Below are 16,537 nucleotides of genomic sequence, written 5' to 3'. Positions count from 1 at the left end.
TCTCCTATTCTAAAGCCGATTTCCGACTCAGTGTAATAAGGTCTGCTATTTGCTCGTTATCCATTTCTGTGAGCCACGCTTCATCACTGCCTATTATATAGTCTGCCAGCTTTTGCTTTTTAACAATAAGTTCGTCAATCCGTTCTTCCAAAGTTCCTTGGCATATATACTTATATACTTGTACATTCTTCTTTTGTCCGATGCGAAAGGCTCGGTCCGTTGCCTGATTTTCCACTGCTGGGTTCCACCATCGGTCAAAGTGAAAGACATGATTGGCCTTTGTTAAATTTAAGCCAACTCCACCTGCCTTCAGGGAAAGGATAAATATTTTTGGCTCCTTACTTTTTTGAAAGCGTTGCACCATATCATCCCTAGCTGTTATAGGCACACCTCCATGTAAAAACATCACTTCTGCATCGCAGATTCTATCTAGATAAATTCTCAACAGTTCTCCCATTTCCCTAAACTGCGTAAAAACTAAGGCAGAATCGCCTTCAAGAAGTGCCTCATACAACATTTCTGAAAGCCTGATAAGTTTGCCTGAGCGTCCGTCTAATTTACTTTGATCATGCAAAAAATGGGTCGGATGGTTGCATATCTGTTTAAGCTTCATAAGTGTCGTAAGTATTAGACCCCTTCTTTCGATTCCTTCAGCATCATCGAGCTTTTCCAGGGTATCCTTTACCACAGCTTCATAAAGACTGGCCTGTTCCCGCGTCAAAGGGCAGTAGACCTTAGTTTCCTGCTTTTCCGGCAAATCTTTTATAATAAGAGGATCGGTTTTGACCCGCCTAAGGATAAAGGGCTTTACCAATTTCTGCAATTTTTCCAACGGTTTTTTTTCATTGTATTTCTGTATAGGCAGTTCAAATTTTGTCCTAAAGGAATTAAAGCTGCCAAGATAGCCTGGGTTTAAAAAATCCATAATTGACCACAATTCAGCCAAACGATTTTCTACAGGTGTTCCTGTAAGCGCAATTCTAGTTTGGGACTTTATTGATTTTATGGCTTTTGTCTGTTTACTAGTCGGGTTTTTGATATTTTGGGCTTCGTCTACGACAACCCTTTTCCAGTTAATGCTTTGAAGTTCCTTGATATCTCGGCGTGCAAGACCAAAACTTGTTATTACCAGGTCAGAGGTAAGAGCTTGTTTTTTAAAATCCTTTTTCTTAAGCCGGTCTTGACCGTAATGTATCATTAAAGATAGAGTGGGGGCAAACTTATAGGCTTCACGTTGCCAGTTTCTGACTACTGAAGTAGGGCACACTAGGAGTGTTGGAATGCCTGCCGTTCCCTCCTCTTTTTCCTTTAGGAGCAGGGCCAAAATTTGGATAGTTTTGCCGAGCCCCATATCATCGGCCAGACAACCGCTAAGACCCCATTTTTCTAAGTATATCATCCAGGACATGCCGCGTTTTTGGTAATCTCTTAGCTTGCCGTAAAAGCTTTGAGGCTGCTCATGTACATTAAAACTGTCGGGTTCTTCCAGTTTTTTTATAAGATCGGAAAACCAGCCCTGTGTTTCTATCTGCCCTATAGATTCTTCCTCAAAAGCAGCGTTGGCTAAATTTATGGCGTCAGACAACATCAGTTTACCGTGATTTTGTTTTTTTCTTTGTGACCATATATTTAAAATGTTATTTATCTCATCTTTTCGAACTTCAATCCACTGTCCATTTATATTGACAAGTGGAATTTTTATATCAACTAACCGCTGCCACTCCTCAACGGATATCTCCTCATCTCCTATAGCAAGGGCGATATCATAATCTACCAGAGCATCTATGCCCATTAGCCCTGTACTCATTGACGGCATATGGTCTTCTTTGGAGCCTAATTTAAGTTTAACATTTACCTTCCTGTCGGCTCGATCTTTTTTCCACCAATTAGGAACTAAAATTCCGAAGCCGTTTTCCTCTAATGTTCCTGCACCATGTTTTAAGAAATCATAAGCCTCAATAGCCGTCAATTCCCACTGGGAAGGCGCATCTTTTTCCAAGCTTTTAAGAAGCGGCGGATAGATTTCAGATGCCTTTCCAAGACTTGCCAGTAAAATTTCTCGAGGATTTCTGCATAGTTTAAAGAGTGTGCTGTTTTGTGCGCCCCTTTGCCAAATTTCATCGGTGGGGACTATGAGGCTTGGGTCGTCCCTACCTTGCAGCAGAAAACGGATAACCCAGTTGCCGTCCTGCTTTTTGGGCTCTTCCAGCTTAAAGCATAATCGGAAGGGGATATCATAGGTCGTTTGATGATAAGTCAGCCATTTTTTAAATTTCTTATAAAATGGTTTAAAATCATCATTAAAATTTATAGGCTGCATTTTGCTGTCAAGAAGAGCATGAATGAATTCGGATTCAACATGTTCAGGGAAAGCCCGTAGAATCATATCTATGATTTTTGAAGTTTTTAAATTTCTGACAAGGTGGTCGAGGGTTACAGCTATAAAATGTTCAGTAAGGCTATGTGCATCAAAGCCTAAAGATGTACTCCCAGCCATACCCGGCATGCTGCTTGAAAAGTTTGACAGACTCTTTTCGTAAGCCACAGGGTCTCCTGCAAACTTCCATAAGGCATAATAATTACCTTCAGTGCTTTGAACAATGTCTGGTAAAAACTGTTCTGATTTGACAAGGCTTTTTACATAAGAGGTGACGGATGCCCAGTAAATTAAATCACTGCCCAATATAAGTTCTTCCGGGTCTTCTATAAAATCTGAGAACGACGAAAGGGTAAAAAAGGCTTCATCTATATTAAGTGCGATGCCGGGAACGGACCAATCGCTTAAAGTTATTTCCGTTTCTCTTTCTGAGTATTTCTTTATTGATAAAGAAGAAATAGGCTCGCTGTGATAAGTAGGAAGAAGAAAGCTTATCACGATCTTTTTATAGGCATTATTTATAGGTAAGCCAAGTTTCTTAATAAGTTCATTAATGCTTTTTGTCGGGTATGCATATGGAAAGAACTTTTTCGGATTATGAAATATATCGGGGTAGTTAGTGTCGATACTGCGAGTTTCAAACCATAGAAAAAATTTTCCTGTATTAACAAATGATTCATCAGTATTCGGTATCCAAGTGCCATGAATTACAATAGGCATATTATTCTCCTTATAGGTATAATAAAAAAATGTCTATAAGTATAATTATAAGGTTATAATAGAGTAAAAATCAACAAGTATTTAGAAAGGCTTTTATAATTTTAAGTAATGCGGTTATAAAAACTGTATTCGATATGCTATAATTGTAATTGCGAGCTTATGAAAGTTAATTTTAAAATGTCTATTTTATTTATTGCAATAGGAGGTAAAAAATGGACTTAGAATTAATTAGCAGTGATGTTTCAAAAGCAATTGAGGAATTATTTGCTATAGCACCGGTAAAAGCCGGTCAACTTCTGGTGATAGGCTGCAGCACCAGTGAGGTTATGGGAGGAATGATAGGAAAGGCTTCCAGTATGGAAGTTGCAGAAGCTGTAGTAAAGGGAATAGCAAATGTCATACCCAAGTACGACATAAGACTGGCAGCTCAGTGCTGCGAGCATCTAAACCGAGCGTTGGTTGTCGAGGCAGAAGTTGCCGAACAATACAATTTAGAAATAGTAACGGTGGTGCCGGTAATGCATGCAGGAGGTTCCTTTGCCACTACGGTTTATGCGAATATGCAGCATCCGGTAGTAGTGGAGTATGTAAAGGGTCACTTTGGCCTTGATATAGGTGATACGCTGATAGGTATGCACATAAAGCATGTCGCTGTTCCGGTAAGACTCAGTATCGATAAAATAGGACAAGCACACTTAACAGCAGCCCGGTACCGCCCCAAATTAATCGGCGGTGCTCGGGCAGTAATACCGGAAACTTGGGATAAAAAAGGTTGTAAATAACAGATAAGATTTTACGGTTTTATTAAAGGGCTATACTTTTGATTATATTGCCGGTTTCGATGTCAAGAAGAGATATATGGGAATCTTCGAAAACAGCCATAGATGGTATGTCATCCTTGGGAAGTGCACAGGAACCGGGGTTTAAGAGGATAAGCCCTTGCTTTTTTATCAGGTTTTTTACATGTGTGTGGCCGGTTATGATTATATCAATCCTCCATTTTTTAGCAAGCAAAATCAATTCATCTTCCGTAGTTTCATGGCCATGTGTAACCATGATTTTATATTTTTCTAAGACTAATATGGCATAGGGGGATTGGATGGGAATTGCGAGCATTACTTGGTCAATCGGGGCATCACAGTTGCCGGCGGCAGCGATAAAGGGCATGTCTATGGAATTTATGGCTTTGGCAAGTTCCTGAGGATTATATCCTGCCGGCAGCGGATTTCTGGGCCCATGGTACAGTATATCCCCTGCGTGAATGATGTAGTCGTAAGGCTTGGCAATTTGCAAAGCCTTGTTAAAAGCATCCAAGCTCCCGTGAGTGTCACTTAATATGGCAATTCTCATATTTGCACCTCCAATTTATGAAACTCCTTTAGTTTGCACAACTTTGATGTTTCGCTCAGCCAATTCTTTTATAAATCTATCGGGATTTACTGCTGCTTCCGGAGCAAAGACACCTTTTCGGGTTATCTCACCCCTTGCCATCATCATAGCACCGATGGCAAGGGGTACACCGGTAAGATTGCTCATATGATCAACTGCTTGGTACACCAAGTGCTGTCTTTTACCGTTTAAATATCCCTTTACGTCTACTCGAATGCCTGACAGAGGGACAGCCGGTTTTTGGATTTTTTCAAGAATAGGCAGCACAGTTTTTATAACATTACCTACAAACTGTTTTTTGCTTGGGGTATTTGTCAAACCTAATCTGGAAATAACAATAGCAAGTTTATTAAGGTAACTTTCCTTAAGACCGCCTTTTAGTGTGACGGTTTTTACTCCTTCTAAATACAGTGGCAGTGTTACCGGTTCCGGATGGCCTAAATGATACATATCGACAAAGTCCAACGGCTCTAGAAACTCAACTTTTTCTTTGCCGCTGCCGGCGGGGATTTCTATCTTTTTACCGTCAATAAAACTTGTTACCTTGCCGGTAAATATGTGAATGGTATGAAGGGTAACAGCAAGTCCTGTAGCATCAGAAGCACTGCCTGCCCAATATATATTGATTTCCTCAACTTCATCTAATTCATCGGCACCCTTTCGAGCAAGGATGTTACTGATACCGGGAGTCCAACCTAAACCGGTTAAAATGCTTAAATTTGCATTTTTGGCCTTTTCATCCAAAGTTAAAATACTCTCTGCCGCATCATAATCATCACAAATGCTGACATAGTGAACATTTGATGCAATAGCAGCTTCTACCGCAACCTTTTCAAATTTATAAAAGGGGCCCATAGCACTTGCAACCACGTCTTTACCCTGCATTGCTGAAATCAGAGTTTCCGGTCGATTAGCATCTATGTAGACAGCTTTGACCTTCTCACCAAGCGCATCTGCCAGCTTTTTGGCAGCAGCTATATTAATATCTGCGATAACAAGTTCCGTAACCTCTTCGCTTTTTGCCAAATCTCTTACGGCACGGCTGCCCATATCACCGGCACCGCCCAATACGGTTATCTTCATAGTTTTTACTCCTTTCGCTTTAAAACCATATATGTGCTTTTATTATACATCAAAAGTTTGATTTCAGTACAAAAACCTCAATTTTTTAATTTAATTATCAGTGGTAAGGTGAACGGCCATTGGCCGCCAACCCCTATAACAAAAAACATTGAATTGATATTTTTACGGCAAAACTGACTTTTTACAGTAGAATCAGTTTTTTAATTGATGTCTATTTTTGCGGGTTAGAAGCTAACTATTTATTAAAAAAAGAGGGCAAATCATACAATTGTATGATTTGCCCTTAAAACTAGGGAGTAGTGTAAATTGGCAAGGCTTTTAAGCTTTGGGCTATCATTTGTCCTTTAGAGCCTTTGGAATATCAGGCTCATAAAATATCCACATGCTCGTTGCAGAAACGCCCGAAAAAGCTACTACGGCTACAAAGGATGCTAGGGAAGAGAGAATCTGTGTTTTAAACCTTTTAAACATTTTTCCACCTCCCGAAGATTTTTGTTATTATTCTAACAATTGTAATATTCTTCAAAAGAAACGAATTTCCTGCTAGACTCGCACAACTGGCAGTTTTCGCAATGTAATCGGCAGAATATTAGGTATGAATGGCAGAATATGATTATAAATTAGACAGATATTTTGTCTTTGATAAACAGATATTTTCCTTTACTCATATAAGCCTTTTTGTCATAGCCGTAAAAACTTATTTCATATGAGTCGCCTAAGCTCTCGATACATTCAACCATACCGATGTTTACGATATAAGATTTATGTGTTCTGTAAAAATGGCTGTTTAATTCAGATTCGATGTCCTTAAGGTTTTCATTACACATAAATGGGCCTTTTCTGGTGTGTATGGTGGTGTCTTTGCCGTTTTTTTCAATAAATATGATATCTTTTATGTTTAAAAAGAGTATTTTGTTTTTAATTCTAACAGGAAATATTTCAGCGATTTTTAGTTTGTTGTCTAACATGCTGGATTCACGTTTGACTATGAGATTGTTGATAGTTTGATTGAATCTTTCAATGTCGATAGGCTTTAGTATGTAATCATATGGATGAACTATAAAAGATTCATGTGCATAATCAGGATATCCCGTAATAAAGACTATGGAAGTATCAGGGTCGAAAGTGTTGGCGATTTTGGCAACTTCAATCCCATCAATATCGGGCAAGTCGATGTCTAAAAGCAAGATATGAGGAGACTGTTTTTTTATGATTTCAACTGCTTCATTTCCGCAAGATGCAGGGAAAATTTCTTCAACAAGAGAGTTCCCCTTTAAAAGCTTGCAAATCATAGCCAAAGTATTTTTTTCATCTTCACAAACAAGTATATTTGCCATGCATCAACCCTTACCTTTCTAAAATTCAGTGATATGAAATCCTTAGTATTTTATACCCCAACGGGGTAACAAACAGCATTCCTTCTAATACTCCAAAGAAAATAGCCTTTAACAGATTGTAATTGCCAATAAAGTAAAACATATGAGTAAGAATAAATAATACACCTAATATTATTATTGTGATTCCTTTAAGTTTTTGTCTGGTGCATAAATCCGAGACAACCTTTTTTTCTGTTCCTGCAGGTACCCATTTTAAAGTGATGAAAAGGCTTATAATGAAAAAAATATCACTTACAATTATAAGGTGATTTGTGTCAAAAGATATATATTTAATTATCAAACCATTTAAAGCGAACATACAAACACCTGTTGCATAGCATGATGCATAGGTTTTAAGATGAGCACCTCCGGCAAAATTTCTGATTGAAGCAAAGGCAAAAAGACTTAACATTGTTTCAGGGAGGGTATGTAAAACCAAAGAAACAGTAAGGATTGAAAAAAATTTAAAGGTCATACCCAGCATAATTTCAAATCCATATTCCAATATTTCTTTGTCATATTTTTCATATCCCAGTTCTGAAATTATTATCTGTGACAACTTTTGAGAACAACTCCGAAGCACCAATTTCACCACCCTTTTTTGGAAGATATATAGTAAAGGTTGTTAAACCGTCATATATTGACAAAGAGATTTTGCCGCAGTATTTATCTATTATCTTTTTTACTACATAAAGGCCAAAACCTCTTGCGTCTTTATGTTTTGTACTAAAACCGGCATCATAAATTTTATACATATCAGATTCTTTAATCGTCACGCCGTTATTTGAAATCTTAAAGATGTAATTTTCTTCATCCTCCTGCAGCTCAAGATTTATATTTCGCTCACCGGTTTTTTCCATAACGGCTTCTATCGCATTGTCCAATACATTGCCTATAACTGTGCTTAGTTCCCATGAACTCATTTTGAGGTTTCTTATTTTATTTCCATTTGATTTTACATAAAAATTTATATTATTTCTTTTGGCGGTTTCCATTTTGATATTTAAAACAGCGGTTAACCCCAAGTCTCCTAAGCGCAGTAATTCGCTGGTGTTCCGATAATTTCCGGCTATACCATTGACATATTGTTTAAGTTCCTCATATTCTTCTGTGTATATCATGGCCTGTATGGTTTGAATGTGCTGGGAATGCTGATGTCTTTCGCTTCTTAATGTATTAAGCAATTCTTCAATTTCTTTCAAATATGAATTCACAGATTCGTATTCCACCTCTTTTTTTGAATAATACTCAATATATTTTAATGCGAAATAAAGGCTCAAAATCATTATTATGAAAGAAACTATTATAAAAGGCAGACTTTTATAATATAGTTGGGCATCCGTTGCAAACATCACCTGATTCAGCATCAAAATTACCATTAACTGAAAGGTTAAAGTAAAAATTATTACAAGATTTTTTCTGTTCACCTTATCTCACCTGCATATTTTGTGTAAATGCATACAATTGAGTACGTAATTCCAGCGACAGGAATAAATAGAGTAATATTAAGCCAAGGGCTTTCTTGAAAAGTATAGATATTCAACTTATATAAATTAAATATAATCAATACAAATGTATATTGAATTAATCCAAACAGCACTGATACGATGAATAGTGGAATAAAACTACGACTAAACTTAATTTTATGTATTAAATCAAACAACAGGGCCAAGACTAAGATCAACAAAATTGTGTGCAAGCTGAATAAAAAATGCTGTCCCAAATGGAAGGCAATATTTCTAATGAAAAATGCAGCCACACCATACAACATCGATACTTTAAGAAGCTTGCAGAAAGAAACCTTTTTTTTGTTCATGAGTTTTATGGTTAAGATTTGTAACAATAAGGCTTCGGGTATAGATTCAAAAATCACTACATACCAGGGTATGGGAAACATTTAAATTACTCCCTTCTTTTCAGAGGGCATCCCTTCCCGGCAATTGTTTTTTTGCGTTTTTTCGATTTAAGGAGATTTTTTGTTGGTTTGAGTAATACCAGATGAGGAGATCCCCTAGTCATAGAAATATTTTTATAAGCAGTATTTACCTGCTTATAAAAATATTCTAAACTAACTGCGATTTTCCTCTTTCTGGCTTAAATAATTTACTTATCGTAAATATTTTCTGCAATATTTTCATTTTTCCTGCCTACAAGGTACAACTGACGTTTTTAAAGGTACAACTGGCAGAATTTTGGGTATGAGCGGCTGTATTTTCAAAGGAACTTTTGAGTGAATGAAAAATATAAGCTATAATAAATGTGAATGTAATTTTTGATAGAGGGGTGTATGTGATGAAACTCGGAATTTGTCAGATGGCCGTTTCAGAAAAACTTGATGTGAATTTGAAAAAGATTATAGAATTTATAGAACAAGCTGCCGGACAAAACATTGATATTGTCGGATTTCCTGAAATGGCACTTACGGGATATACAGTAGAAGTTCTAACAAATAAGAATATGAATGATATGGTAAGTGAGGCTCTTTCACAGATCAGGGAAACTTGTGAGGGCTTTAATACTGCGGCCATTATTGGCCATCCCTATAAAAAAAGTGATAAACTTTATAACAGTACCTCGGTATTTTTACCCTGTGGAAACATTTATACATATGATAAAAAGTATCCAACAAATGCAGAATTGGAGTATTTCGAGCCGGGTAAAAAAGATCCGCTGATATTCGATTACAATGGCAAAAAAATCGGTGCCATGATATGTCGGGATCAAAACTACCCTAACCTTGCTGCAGAATTAGTTAATGGTGGAGCAAGCTTTATTTATATACTTTCAGCGCATTTTTATAATCCTAAAGAAGCTAGATGGAAGCTGGAAAAAAATCGTGCCATTCCCATAACGCGAGCAGTAGAAAATGGTGTTCACATACTGCTTGCAAATTTCATCGGCTCACATTTGGGGATGATAAGCTTAGGCAACAGTCTTATTGCCGACCCTGAAGGGGCAGTGGTAGCATCGGCCGGTGAAAGTGAGGAAACCTTGCTTTCAGTTTCTATATTATAAACAAAGTCAATTATTACAAAACTTAAATGCTGCAAATTCCAACTTTGATTTTGCCGTGAAACTTTCCTAAGGAGTTGCTATTTTCGTCGGAGATGTTTTCTAAAGTAGAATCGACTTTGTATCTTTTACCTATTTTTATTAGTCGAACTTGCCTATCAAATGAGTTTGGTATTCCAGAATAAAGAGTTTGATATATCAAACCAGCTTATAATCCAGTATAAATAGGCTTTATATGAATTCTTATATAAAATGAGTTCGATTTTACGAACCAATTTAACGTAATGAGATTATAAAAAATTTATCAAACTTTGAAAAATTTATTTCATCAAATCTTGCACATATAAGGCTTACTCAATGAATTGATCTCATGATTGTCGCTTATAACTATATTGGCACTATTTTTGCATGACTACAATATACAGAAAACTACTCATTTGTAGTAGGAGAGGAGGACAATTTTATTTATGCAGAGAGTAAAAGTTGCAATAATTGGCTTTGGAAATGTAGGTAAAGAAGTTATGGGAGCTGTCATTGAAAGCCCTGATATGGAGGTTGCAGGCATAGTCGAAGTTCCAAAAAAAGTTGAATGCATGAAAGGCAAATTTCATAATTTTCCAGTAACATCCAATGTAGAAAAATTGGATAAAGTTGATATTGCAATTCTTGCGGTAGATAGCCGATGTGTACCTCAGATAGCCCCGTATTATCTTGAAAGGGGGATAAATACTGTTGATGCTTTTGACATACATGGTGATTCCATTATTAGGCTTAGAGAGGAATTGACCTTAGTAGCAAAAGCTCATGATGCAGTGGCGATAATTTCCGCCGGTTGGGACCCGGGAACCAATTCGGTAGTTAGAACCATAATGCAGACTATAGCTCCAAAAGGCATAACATATACTAACTACGGGCCCGGGATGAGTATGGGACATACGGTGGCTGCTAAAGCAGTTGAGGGGGTGGCTGATGCGGTTTCGCTGACGATACCGGAAGGAAACGGTATTCATAAACGTTTGGTTTATGTAAAGATAAAGCCAGACTATGATTTTAAAAAAATTGAAGAAGCTATTAAGAATGATTCTTATTTTAAGCACGATACGACTATTGTTTATAATGTTGATGATATAGAAAACCTTATAGACATGGGGCATGGCGTCCATATTGAGCGCAAAGGGGTATCAGGGAGAACGCATAACCAGCGCATGGAGTTTATTATGCAAGTTACTAATCCGGCGGCTACGGCACAAGTTATGGTATCTGCAGCCCGAGCCAGCCTTAAGCAAAAGCCGGGAGCTTATACTTTAGCGGAGATTCCTCCCATAGATTACCTACATGGTAAAAAAGAGGAAATTATTCTCAAGTTGCTATGATGATGTTGTTAGCAGTTTAAAGGATGGAAGAGAAGAAATAAACAAAGCCTATAAGCAGCAAAGCTCAAAAAACTACCATTCTATTGGCAGAGCAAAATGCTAAAAAGGCTTTAGAGATAGCCGATAAAGCATATGTTTTGGAAACGGGCCGTGTGGCTCTACAAGGCTGCGGCAAAGGCATCTTGGCAAATCCAGCCGTTCAAGAAGTATATTTAGGAGTAAGGCATACGATAATTTAAAATGATAAATACTTAAAAATGGCGTTTCGTTCATCATGTAAATGTAAATCAGCGGAACGCTTTTGAATTTTGATATCAATGTGAAAATACATCTTGACAGAGTCAACTGAAAATTGTTAAAATATAAATGTCAGATGTCAGACTTTTAATATAAGAAAGGGGGCATGGTCATTTACATAATATGGATGCCTACTTATTTATAAAGGATTTACAAAAAATTACGGGGGGAATTTTGAGTGAAGATTCGCAAGTTATTAGCTTTAAGCTTGGTTGTTCTGCTGGTTTTAGGTCTTATGACCGGCTGTGGTCAAAAGGCTGAGCCTCCAAAAGAGGAAAAAGAGCAGCAAGAGCAGAAGCCTGAAGAGAAGAAGATTAAAGTCGGTTTAGTATATGATATTGGCGGCCGCGGTGATCTCTCATTTAATGATAGTGCTTATGCCGGATTGAAGCGGGCAGAACAGGAGTTTGGTTTAGAAGTTACTGATTTGGAACCTTCAAGCGGCGGTGAGGACCGAGAGCAGCTTTTGAGACTTTTGGCCGAGGACGGCTATGACTTGATTTTTGGTGTCGGGTTTATGTTTACAGACCATATTGCAAAAGTTGCCGAAGAATTCCCTGATGTAAAATTCGGCCTCATTGATGGGGCTGTGGAAGATATTGATAGCAGCTCTAACATTTCATGCCTATTATTTAAAGAACATGAAGGTTCTTTCTTGGTTGGTGCAGCGGCGGCGCTGAAATCAAAAAATGGCAAGGTTGGTTTCATCGGCGGTATGAAATCACCTCTTATTGAGCGATTTGAATACGGTTATTTAGCAGGGGCAAAATATGTAAATCCTGCTATTGAAACCTTTTCGGACTATGTAGGAACTACCGGCGAAGCTTTTAAGGATCCGGTAAAAGCTAAGGAATTAGCATTAAAGCAGATTAAAGCTGGTACTGATGTAATTTACCATGCTTCAGGGGCCTCGGGCGTCGGCATGCTGGAAGCGGCGGCAGCCAATAAAGTGTGGGCCATTGGCGTAGACTCGGATCAGTCTTTAACTGCAACCGATGAGCAAAAACCTTATATACTGACAAGCATGCTAAAGCGGGTTGATAATTCAGTGTATGAAACTATAAAGGATTTTATTGAAGGCCGCTTCGAAGGTGGATACAGAGTGTTTGGGCTTGACGATGACGGTGTAGGCTATGCGGTGAATGATTTTAATAAGGACCTCATTAGTGATATACAGCCGAAACTGGAAGAGCTTAAGGAAAAGGTTGTAAATGGCGAAATAAAGGTACCCGCGGACAAAAACGAATATGAAGAATTTTTGAAGACTTTAAAGTAAACAATGCTGCGGGGTGACTCTTATTCGGTCACCCCGTTGTTATTATTGAAAGAACCCCAAGGGAGGGAGAAATTTTGGAAGAAGCCGTTGTTTTAAAGAATATAACTAAGCGCTTTCCCGGAATTGTGGCAAATGACAGAATAAATTTGCAAATACAAAAAGGCGAAATCCATGCTATTGTAGGTGAAAATGGTGCGGGCAAAAGCACTCTGATGAAAATCTTGGCAGGCCTTTACCAACCAGATGAAGGTGAAATTTATATTTTTGGGAAAAAAGAAAGAATCTCTTCGCCTAATAAGGCTATTGAACTTAAGATAGGCATGGTGCACCAACATTTTATGTTAATTGACCGTTTTACAGTTTTGGAAAATATTATTCTCGGAGCTGAAAAAAAGAAAGGCGTTGCAATTGATAAAAAAACTTGCAGACAAACCATTAAAAAGCTTCTAGACTTGTACAATTTTAACTTGGACCTTGATGCGAAGTTAGAAAATATTTCGGTAGGCCATGCACAGCGAGTGGAGATAATCAAGGTTTTGTACAGAGGTGCCGATATACTCGTATTGGATGAACCAACAGCAGTTCTGGCTCCGCAAGAAGTTGATGAGCTTTTTGTGAATTTACGCAGGTTAAAAGAAGAAGGTAAAACCATCATTTTTATCAGTCATAAGCTGGATGAAGTGCTTAATATAGCTGATAATATAACAGTTTTGAGAAGAGGCAAGGCGGTAGGCACTGTTTCGGCAGATTCGGTGACAAAAGAAGAATTGGCCAAAATGATGGTAGGGAAACCTGTTTTAATGAAACTTGATAAAGCTGCAGCCGAAAAGAGTGATGTAAAGCTTTCACTGCACAATATAGTAATGAAGGGTAACGGCGGGAAGAATTCCTTAAATGGTGTTTCACTGGAAGTCTGTGGTGGAGAAATCTATGGTATTGTCGGTGTGGAAGGCAATGGCCAAAAAGAATTGGCTGAAGCCATTATCGGCCTTAGACAAGATTACCAAGGTGAGATAAAGGTTTGCGGCAAGCCAATTCATGGATTGTCTATAAAGCAGATAAGAGATTCAGGAGTGGCATTTATTCCGGAAGATCGCCATCGTCAAGGTTTAGTGCTGCCTATGAAGGTTTGGGAAAACAGTATTTTAGGCTTTCACAGAAAGGATAAATTTAAAAAAGGAATGTTTATCGATATTAAGAAAGCTGAAGAATTCACGTTGAATAATGTTAAGGAATTTTCCATAATGATAAGTTCAATACATCAAGAAATTGAAGGGCTTTCCGGTGGAAATCAGCAAAAGGTTATTTTAAGCAGGGAACTTTCTCAAGAACCTGAGGTCATTTTAGCTGCCCAACCAACCAGGGGGTTGGATATAGGTGCTATGGAATTTGTTCACCGACAGCTTTTGCAAAAGCGCCAGGAAGGCAAAGCAGTTCTTTTGATATCAGCTGATTTGGAAGAGGTTTTATCGCTTGCGGACAGGGTTGGTGTAATTTTTGACGGTGAGATTGTAGCCGAATTTGCACCTGAAGAAAAAACTTTAGAGGATATAGGAGTATACATGTTGGGCGCACATAGGAAAGCAGGTGAAAGTGCATGAAAAAGGATTATAACTATAAAATATTAGCGCTAAAGATAGCTGCACCAGTCATAGCTATGATTTTAGCAGCACTTATCAGCTCACTGATTATTTTAGCTATTGATAAAAATCCACTTCAAGTGTTTTATACTATGTTTAAGTTTAGTTTTAGCCGTCTTGACAGTATAGCGATTATTTTTTTTAATGCAACACCCTTGATATTTTCCGCCCTGGCTGTGTCTATAGGGTTTAAAATGGGGCTTTTCAATATAGGTATTGAGGGGCAATACTTAATAGGAACTTTTTTAGCCGCACTGGTAGGTTTTTCTCTAAAAGGGCTTCCTGCTATAATTCATCTGCCATTGGTCATAGCGGCAGGTATGGTCGGAGGTATGCTGTGGTCTTTTATCCCTATTTTTCTTAAAGTAAAGCGGGGTGTTCACGAAGTAATAAGCACAATAATGCTCAACTATGTGGCCTATTCACTGATACATTATCTCATTGCTGATGTTTTTAGAGATAAACATCAGTCATTGATAGAAGGTTTAGGCAGCGTGCTGGTAAGAACTCCTAAGCTTGCAGAAAGTGCTCTTATCCCAAAGATGCATGGATTTTTTGCTCTTTTTGGTGTGGAATTGCCAAAACATGTATATCTTAACTGGTTCTTTCCTATAGGTATCCTGCTGGCTATTGGGATATATTACTTAGTTCTATATACTCCGTTTGGCTATGAACTTCGAGCTGTCGGCCATAATCCCGAAGCTTCTAAAATCGCCGGCATAAAGCCGGACATAGTTTATTTAAAAGGCTTTTTACTAAGTGGAGCTGTTGCGGGTTTAGTTGGACTATCCGACCTTTTAGGATATTTTAAATATATGGACATGGATTTTCCCCAAGGATATGGATTTGATGGTATAGCAGTAGCCTTGATAGCTCAAAATAATCCCTTTGGGATTATAGCATCAGCGATGCTTTTCGGGTTTTTAAAACGCGGTTCAGAAGGAATACAGGCTCTCTTAAAGGTGCCTATGGATACCATTGTAATTCTGCAATCACTTATGATTATATTCATTGTTGTTATAACTAAAATTATTAATGACTATGTAAAACGCTTGGAAAAGAAGGAGGCGGCATAAATGCTTACAGCAGAACTTTTAGCATCAAGTCTTAGGATGGCCGTGCCCATATTACTTACGGCTATTGGTGCCGTCTATACCGAAAGAGCAGGTGTTGTTAATATTGGCCTTGAAGGTATGATGATTGTAGGTTCATTTTGGGCCAGCGTCGGGGCTTACTTTTATGGCCCTTTTGTGGGGATACTTTTTGCTATGCTGGCAGGTGCGTTTCTTGCGCTCATACACTCAGTGACGACGGTAACTTTTGGCGTCAATCAGGTTGTAAGTGGTGTGGCATTAAATATTTTGGCATATGGTGCTTCTAGGTTTTTGAGTCTGGTAATTTTCGGTAAAGCCACTACATCCCACCACGTATCGGGATTTAAACCGATAGACGTTCCTATACTGTCAGATATACCTTTTTTAAAACTGTTATTCACGGATATTTCACCAATTGTAATAACAGCATTGATTTTAGTGCCGATTTCAAAATACATCATCGATAATACGGTATTTGGTTTGCGATTGCGCGCAGTAGGGGAGAACCCTTTGGCTGCCGATACCCTAGGGATAAATGTATTTGCCATGAGGTATGCCGGTGTTATTATAAGCGGTATGCTTGCAGGGATAGCGGGAGCATATCTTACAATGGAGCATACGGGCATGTATGTTGAAGGTATGACACAGGGTAAAGGGTATATTGCCATGGCTGCCATGATATTTGGAAACTGGACACCAACAGGCACATTATGGGCATCACTGCTGTTCGGCTTTGCGGAGGCCTTAAGCTTAAGAGCCGGTGAAGGCAGTATTATACCATATCAGTTTATAAAAATGATTCCATATCTGCTGACATTAGCAGTTTTAACCGGTATAGTAAAGAAAGCTACGCCTCCTGCGGCTAGCGGTGAAGCTTATAATCGCAGTAATGGATAAGGA

At 38.2% G+C, this 16,537-nt stretch carries 14 protein-coding genes and 1 pseudogene; 8 read left to right on the top strand and 7 right to left on the bottom strand.

Translation table 11 applies throughout. The features are described from left to right. Nucleotides 1-4: 4 nt before the first annotated feature. Complete coding sequence (locus tag TEPIRE1_RS10015) at nt 5-3,097, bottom strand: DEAD/DEAH box helicase (protein WP_013779059.1); 3,093 nt, start codon at nt 3,095-3,097, stop codon at nt 5-7. A gap of 212 nt (nt 3,098-3,309) precedes the next feature. Between TEPIRE1_RS10015 and TEPIRE1_RS10010 the strand changes: the two genes are divergently transcribed. Next, on the top strand, nt 3,310-3,879 hold the full coding sequence (locus tag TEPIRE1_RS10010; protein ID WP_013779058.1) for a TIGR01440 family protein: 570 nt from the start codon (nt 3,310-3,312) through the stop codon (nt 3,877-3,879). Nucleotides 3,880-3,901: 22 nt separating this feature from the next. Here the strand turns inward: TEPIRE1_RS10010 and yfcE are convergent, their stop codons facing one another. The 6 genes from yfcE to TEPIRE1_RS09985 all read right to left on the bottom strand — a co-directional run bounded on the left by yfcE (nt 3,902) and on the right by TEPIRE1_RS09985 (nt 8,372). Further along, entirely contained in the window at nt 3,902-4,447 is a 546-nt protein-coding gene (gene yfcE, locus TEPIRE1_RS10005) for a phosphodiesterase (protein ID WP_013779057.1), read from the bottom strand. Between the two features lie 15 nt (nt 4,448-4,462). Next, entirely contained in the window at nt 4,463-5,569 is a 1,107-nt protein-coding gene (locus TEPIRE1_RS10000) for a saccharopine dehydrogenase family protein (protein ID WP_013779056.1), read from the bottom strand. A gap of 333 nt (nt 5,570-5,902) precedes the next feature. Next, complete coding sequence (locus tag TEPIRE1_RS13520; protein ID WP_013779055.1) at nt 5,903-6,040, bottom strand: cyclic lactone autoinducer peptide; 138 nt, start codon at nt 6,038-6,040, stop codon at nt 5,903-5,905. Between the two features lie 149 nt (nt 6,041-6,189). Beyond that, the gene (locus TEPIRE1_RS09995; protein ID WP_013779054.1) at nt 6,190-6,906 is read right to left on the bottom strand and encodes a LytR/AlgR family response regulator transcription factor; all 717 of its coding nucleotides are present in this window, start codon (nt 6,904-6,906) and stop codon (nt 6,190-6,192) included. 25 nt (nt 6,907-6,931) lie between these two features. Then, a complete protein-coding gene (locus tag TEPIRE1_RS09990) occupies nt 6,932-7,504 on the bottom strand; it encodes an accessory gene regulator ArgB-like protein (RefSeq protein ID WP_041591445.1) in 573 nt (190 codons plus the stop codon). Further along, complete coding sequence (locus TEPIRE1_RS09985) at nt 7,470-8,372, bottom strand: sensor histidine kinase (protein ID WP_013779052.1); 903 nt, start codon at nt 8,370-8,372, stop codon at nt 7,470-7,472. Before TEPIRE1_RS09985 ends, TEPIRE1_RS09990 begins: the two co-directional genes overlap by 35 nt. Nucleotides 8,373-9,237: 865 nt before the next feature. Between TEPIRE1_RS09985 and TEPIRE1_RS09975 the strand changes: the two genes are divergently transcribed. The 7 genes and pseudogenes from TEPIRE1_RS09975 (at nt 9,238) to TEPIRE1_RS09950 (ending at nt 16,534) form a co-directional block, all read left to right on the top strand. Continuing rightward, complete coding sequence (locus TEPIRE1_RS09975) at nt 9,238-9,960, top strand: carbon-nitrogen hydrolase family protein (RefSeq protein WP_013779050.1); 723 nt, start codon at nt 9,238-9,240, stop codon at nt 9,958-9,960. 464 nt (nt 9,961-10,424) lie between these two features. Next, nucleotides 10,425-11,330 carry a diaminopimelate dehydrogenase gene (locus TEPIRE1_RS09970; RefSeq protein WP_013779049.1) on the top strand — a complete coding sequence of 302 codons (906 nt, stop codon included), beginning with the start codon at nt 10,425-10,427 and terminating at the stop codon, nt 11,328-11,330. Between the two features lie 65 nt (nt 11,331-11,395). Continuing rightward, nucleotides 11,396-11,569 (top strand): annotated as a pseudogene (locus TEPIRE1_RS13515) (ABC transporter ATP-binding protein); the annotation flags it as partial. Nucleotides 11,570-11,805: 236 nt separating this feature from the next. Further along, nucleotides 11,806-12,903: a BMP family lipoprotein gene (locus TEPIRE1_RS09965; RefSeq protein ID WP_013779048.1), complete on the top strand. Its 1,098-nt coding sequence runs from the start codon at nt 11,806-11,808 to the stop codon at nt 12,901-12,903. A 74-nt stretch (nt 12,904-12,977) separates the two neighbouring features. After that, nucleotides 12,978-14,504: an ABC transporter ATP-binding protein gene (locus TEPIRE1_RS09960; protein WP_013779047.1), complete on the top strand. Its 1,527-nt coding sequence runs from the start codon at nt 12,978-12,980 to the stop codon at nt 14,502-14,504. Beyond that, nucleotides 14,501-15,619, top strand: coding sequence for an ABC transporter permease (locus tag TEPIRE1_RS09955; protein WP_013779046.1), 1,119 nt, complete (start codon nt 14,501-14,503; stop codon nt 15,617-15,619). The genes TEPIRE1_RS09960 and TEPIRE1_RS09955 overlap by 4 nt, the downstream gene beginning before the upstream one ends. After that, the gene (locus TEPIRE1_RS09950; RefSeq protein WP_013779045.1) at nt 15,620-16,534 is read left to right on the top strand and encodes an ABC transporter permease; all 915 of its coding nucleotides are present in this window, start codon (nt 15,620-15,622) and stop codon (nt 16,532-16,534) included. Nucleotides 16,535-16,537: the final 3 nt, after the last annotated feature.

Source organism: Tepidanaerobacter acetatoxydans Re1 (assembly GCF_000328765.2).
GTDB classification, from domain to species: domain Bacteria; phylum Bacillota; class Thermosediminibacteria; order Thermosediminibacterales; family Tepidanaerobacteraceae; genus Tepidanaerobacter; species Tepidanaerobacter acetatoxydans.
This window is presented reverse-complemented; position numbering and strand designations above follow the sequence as displayed.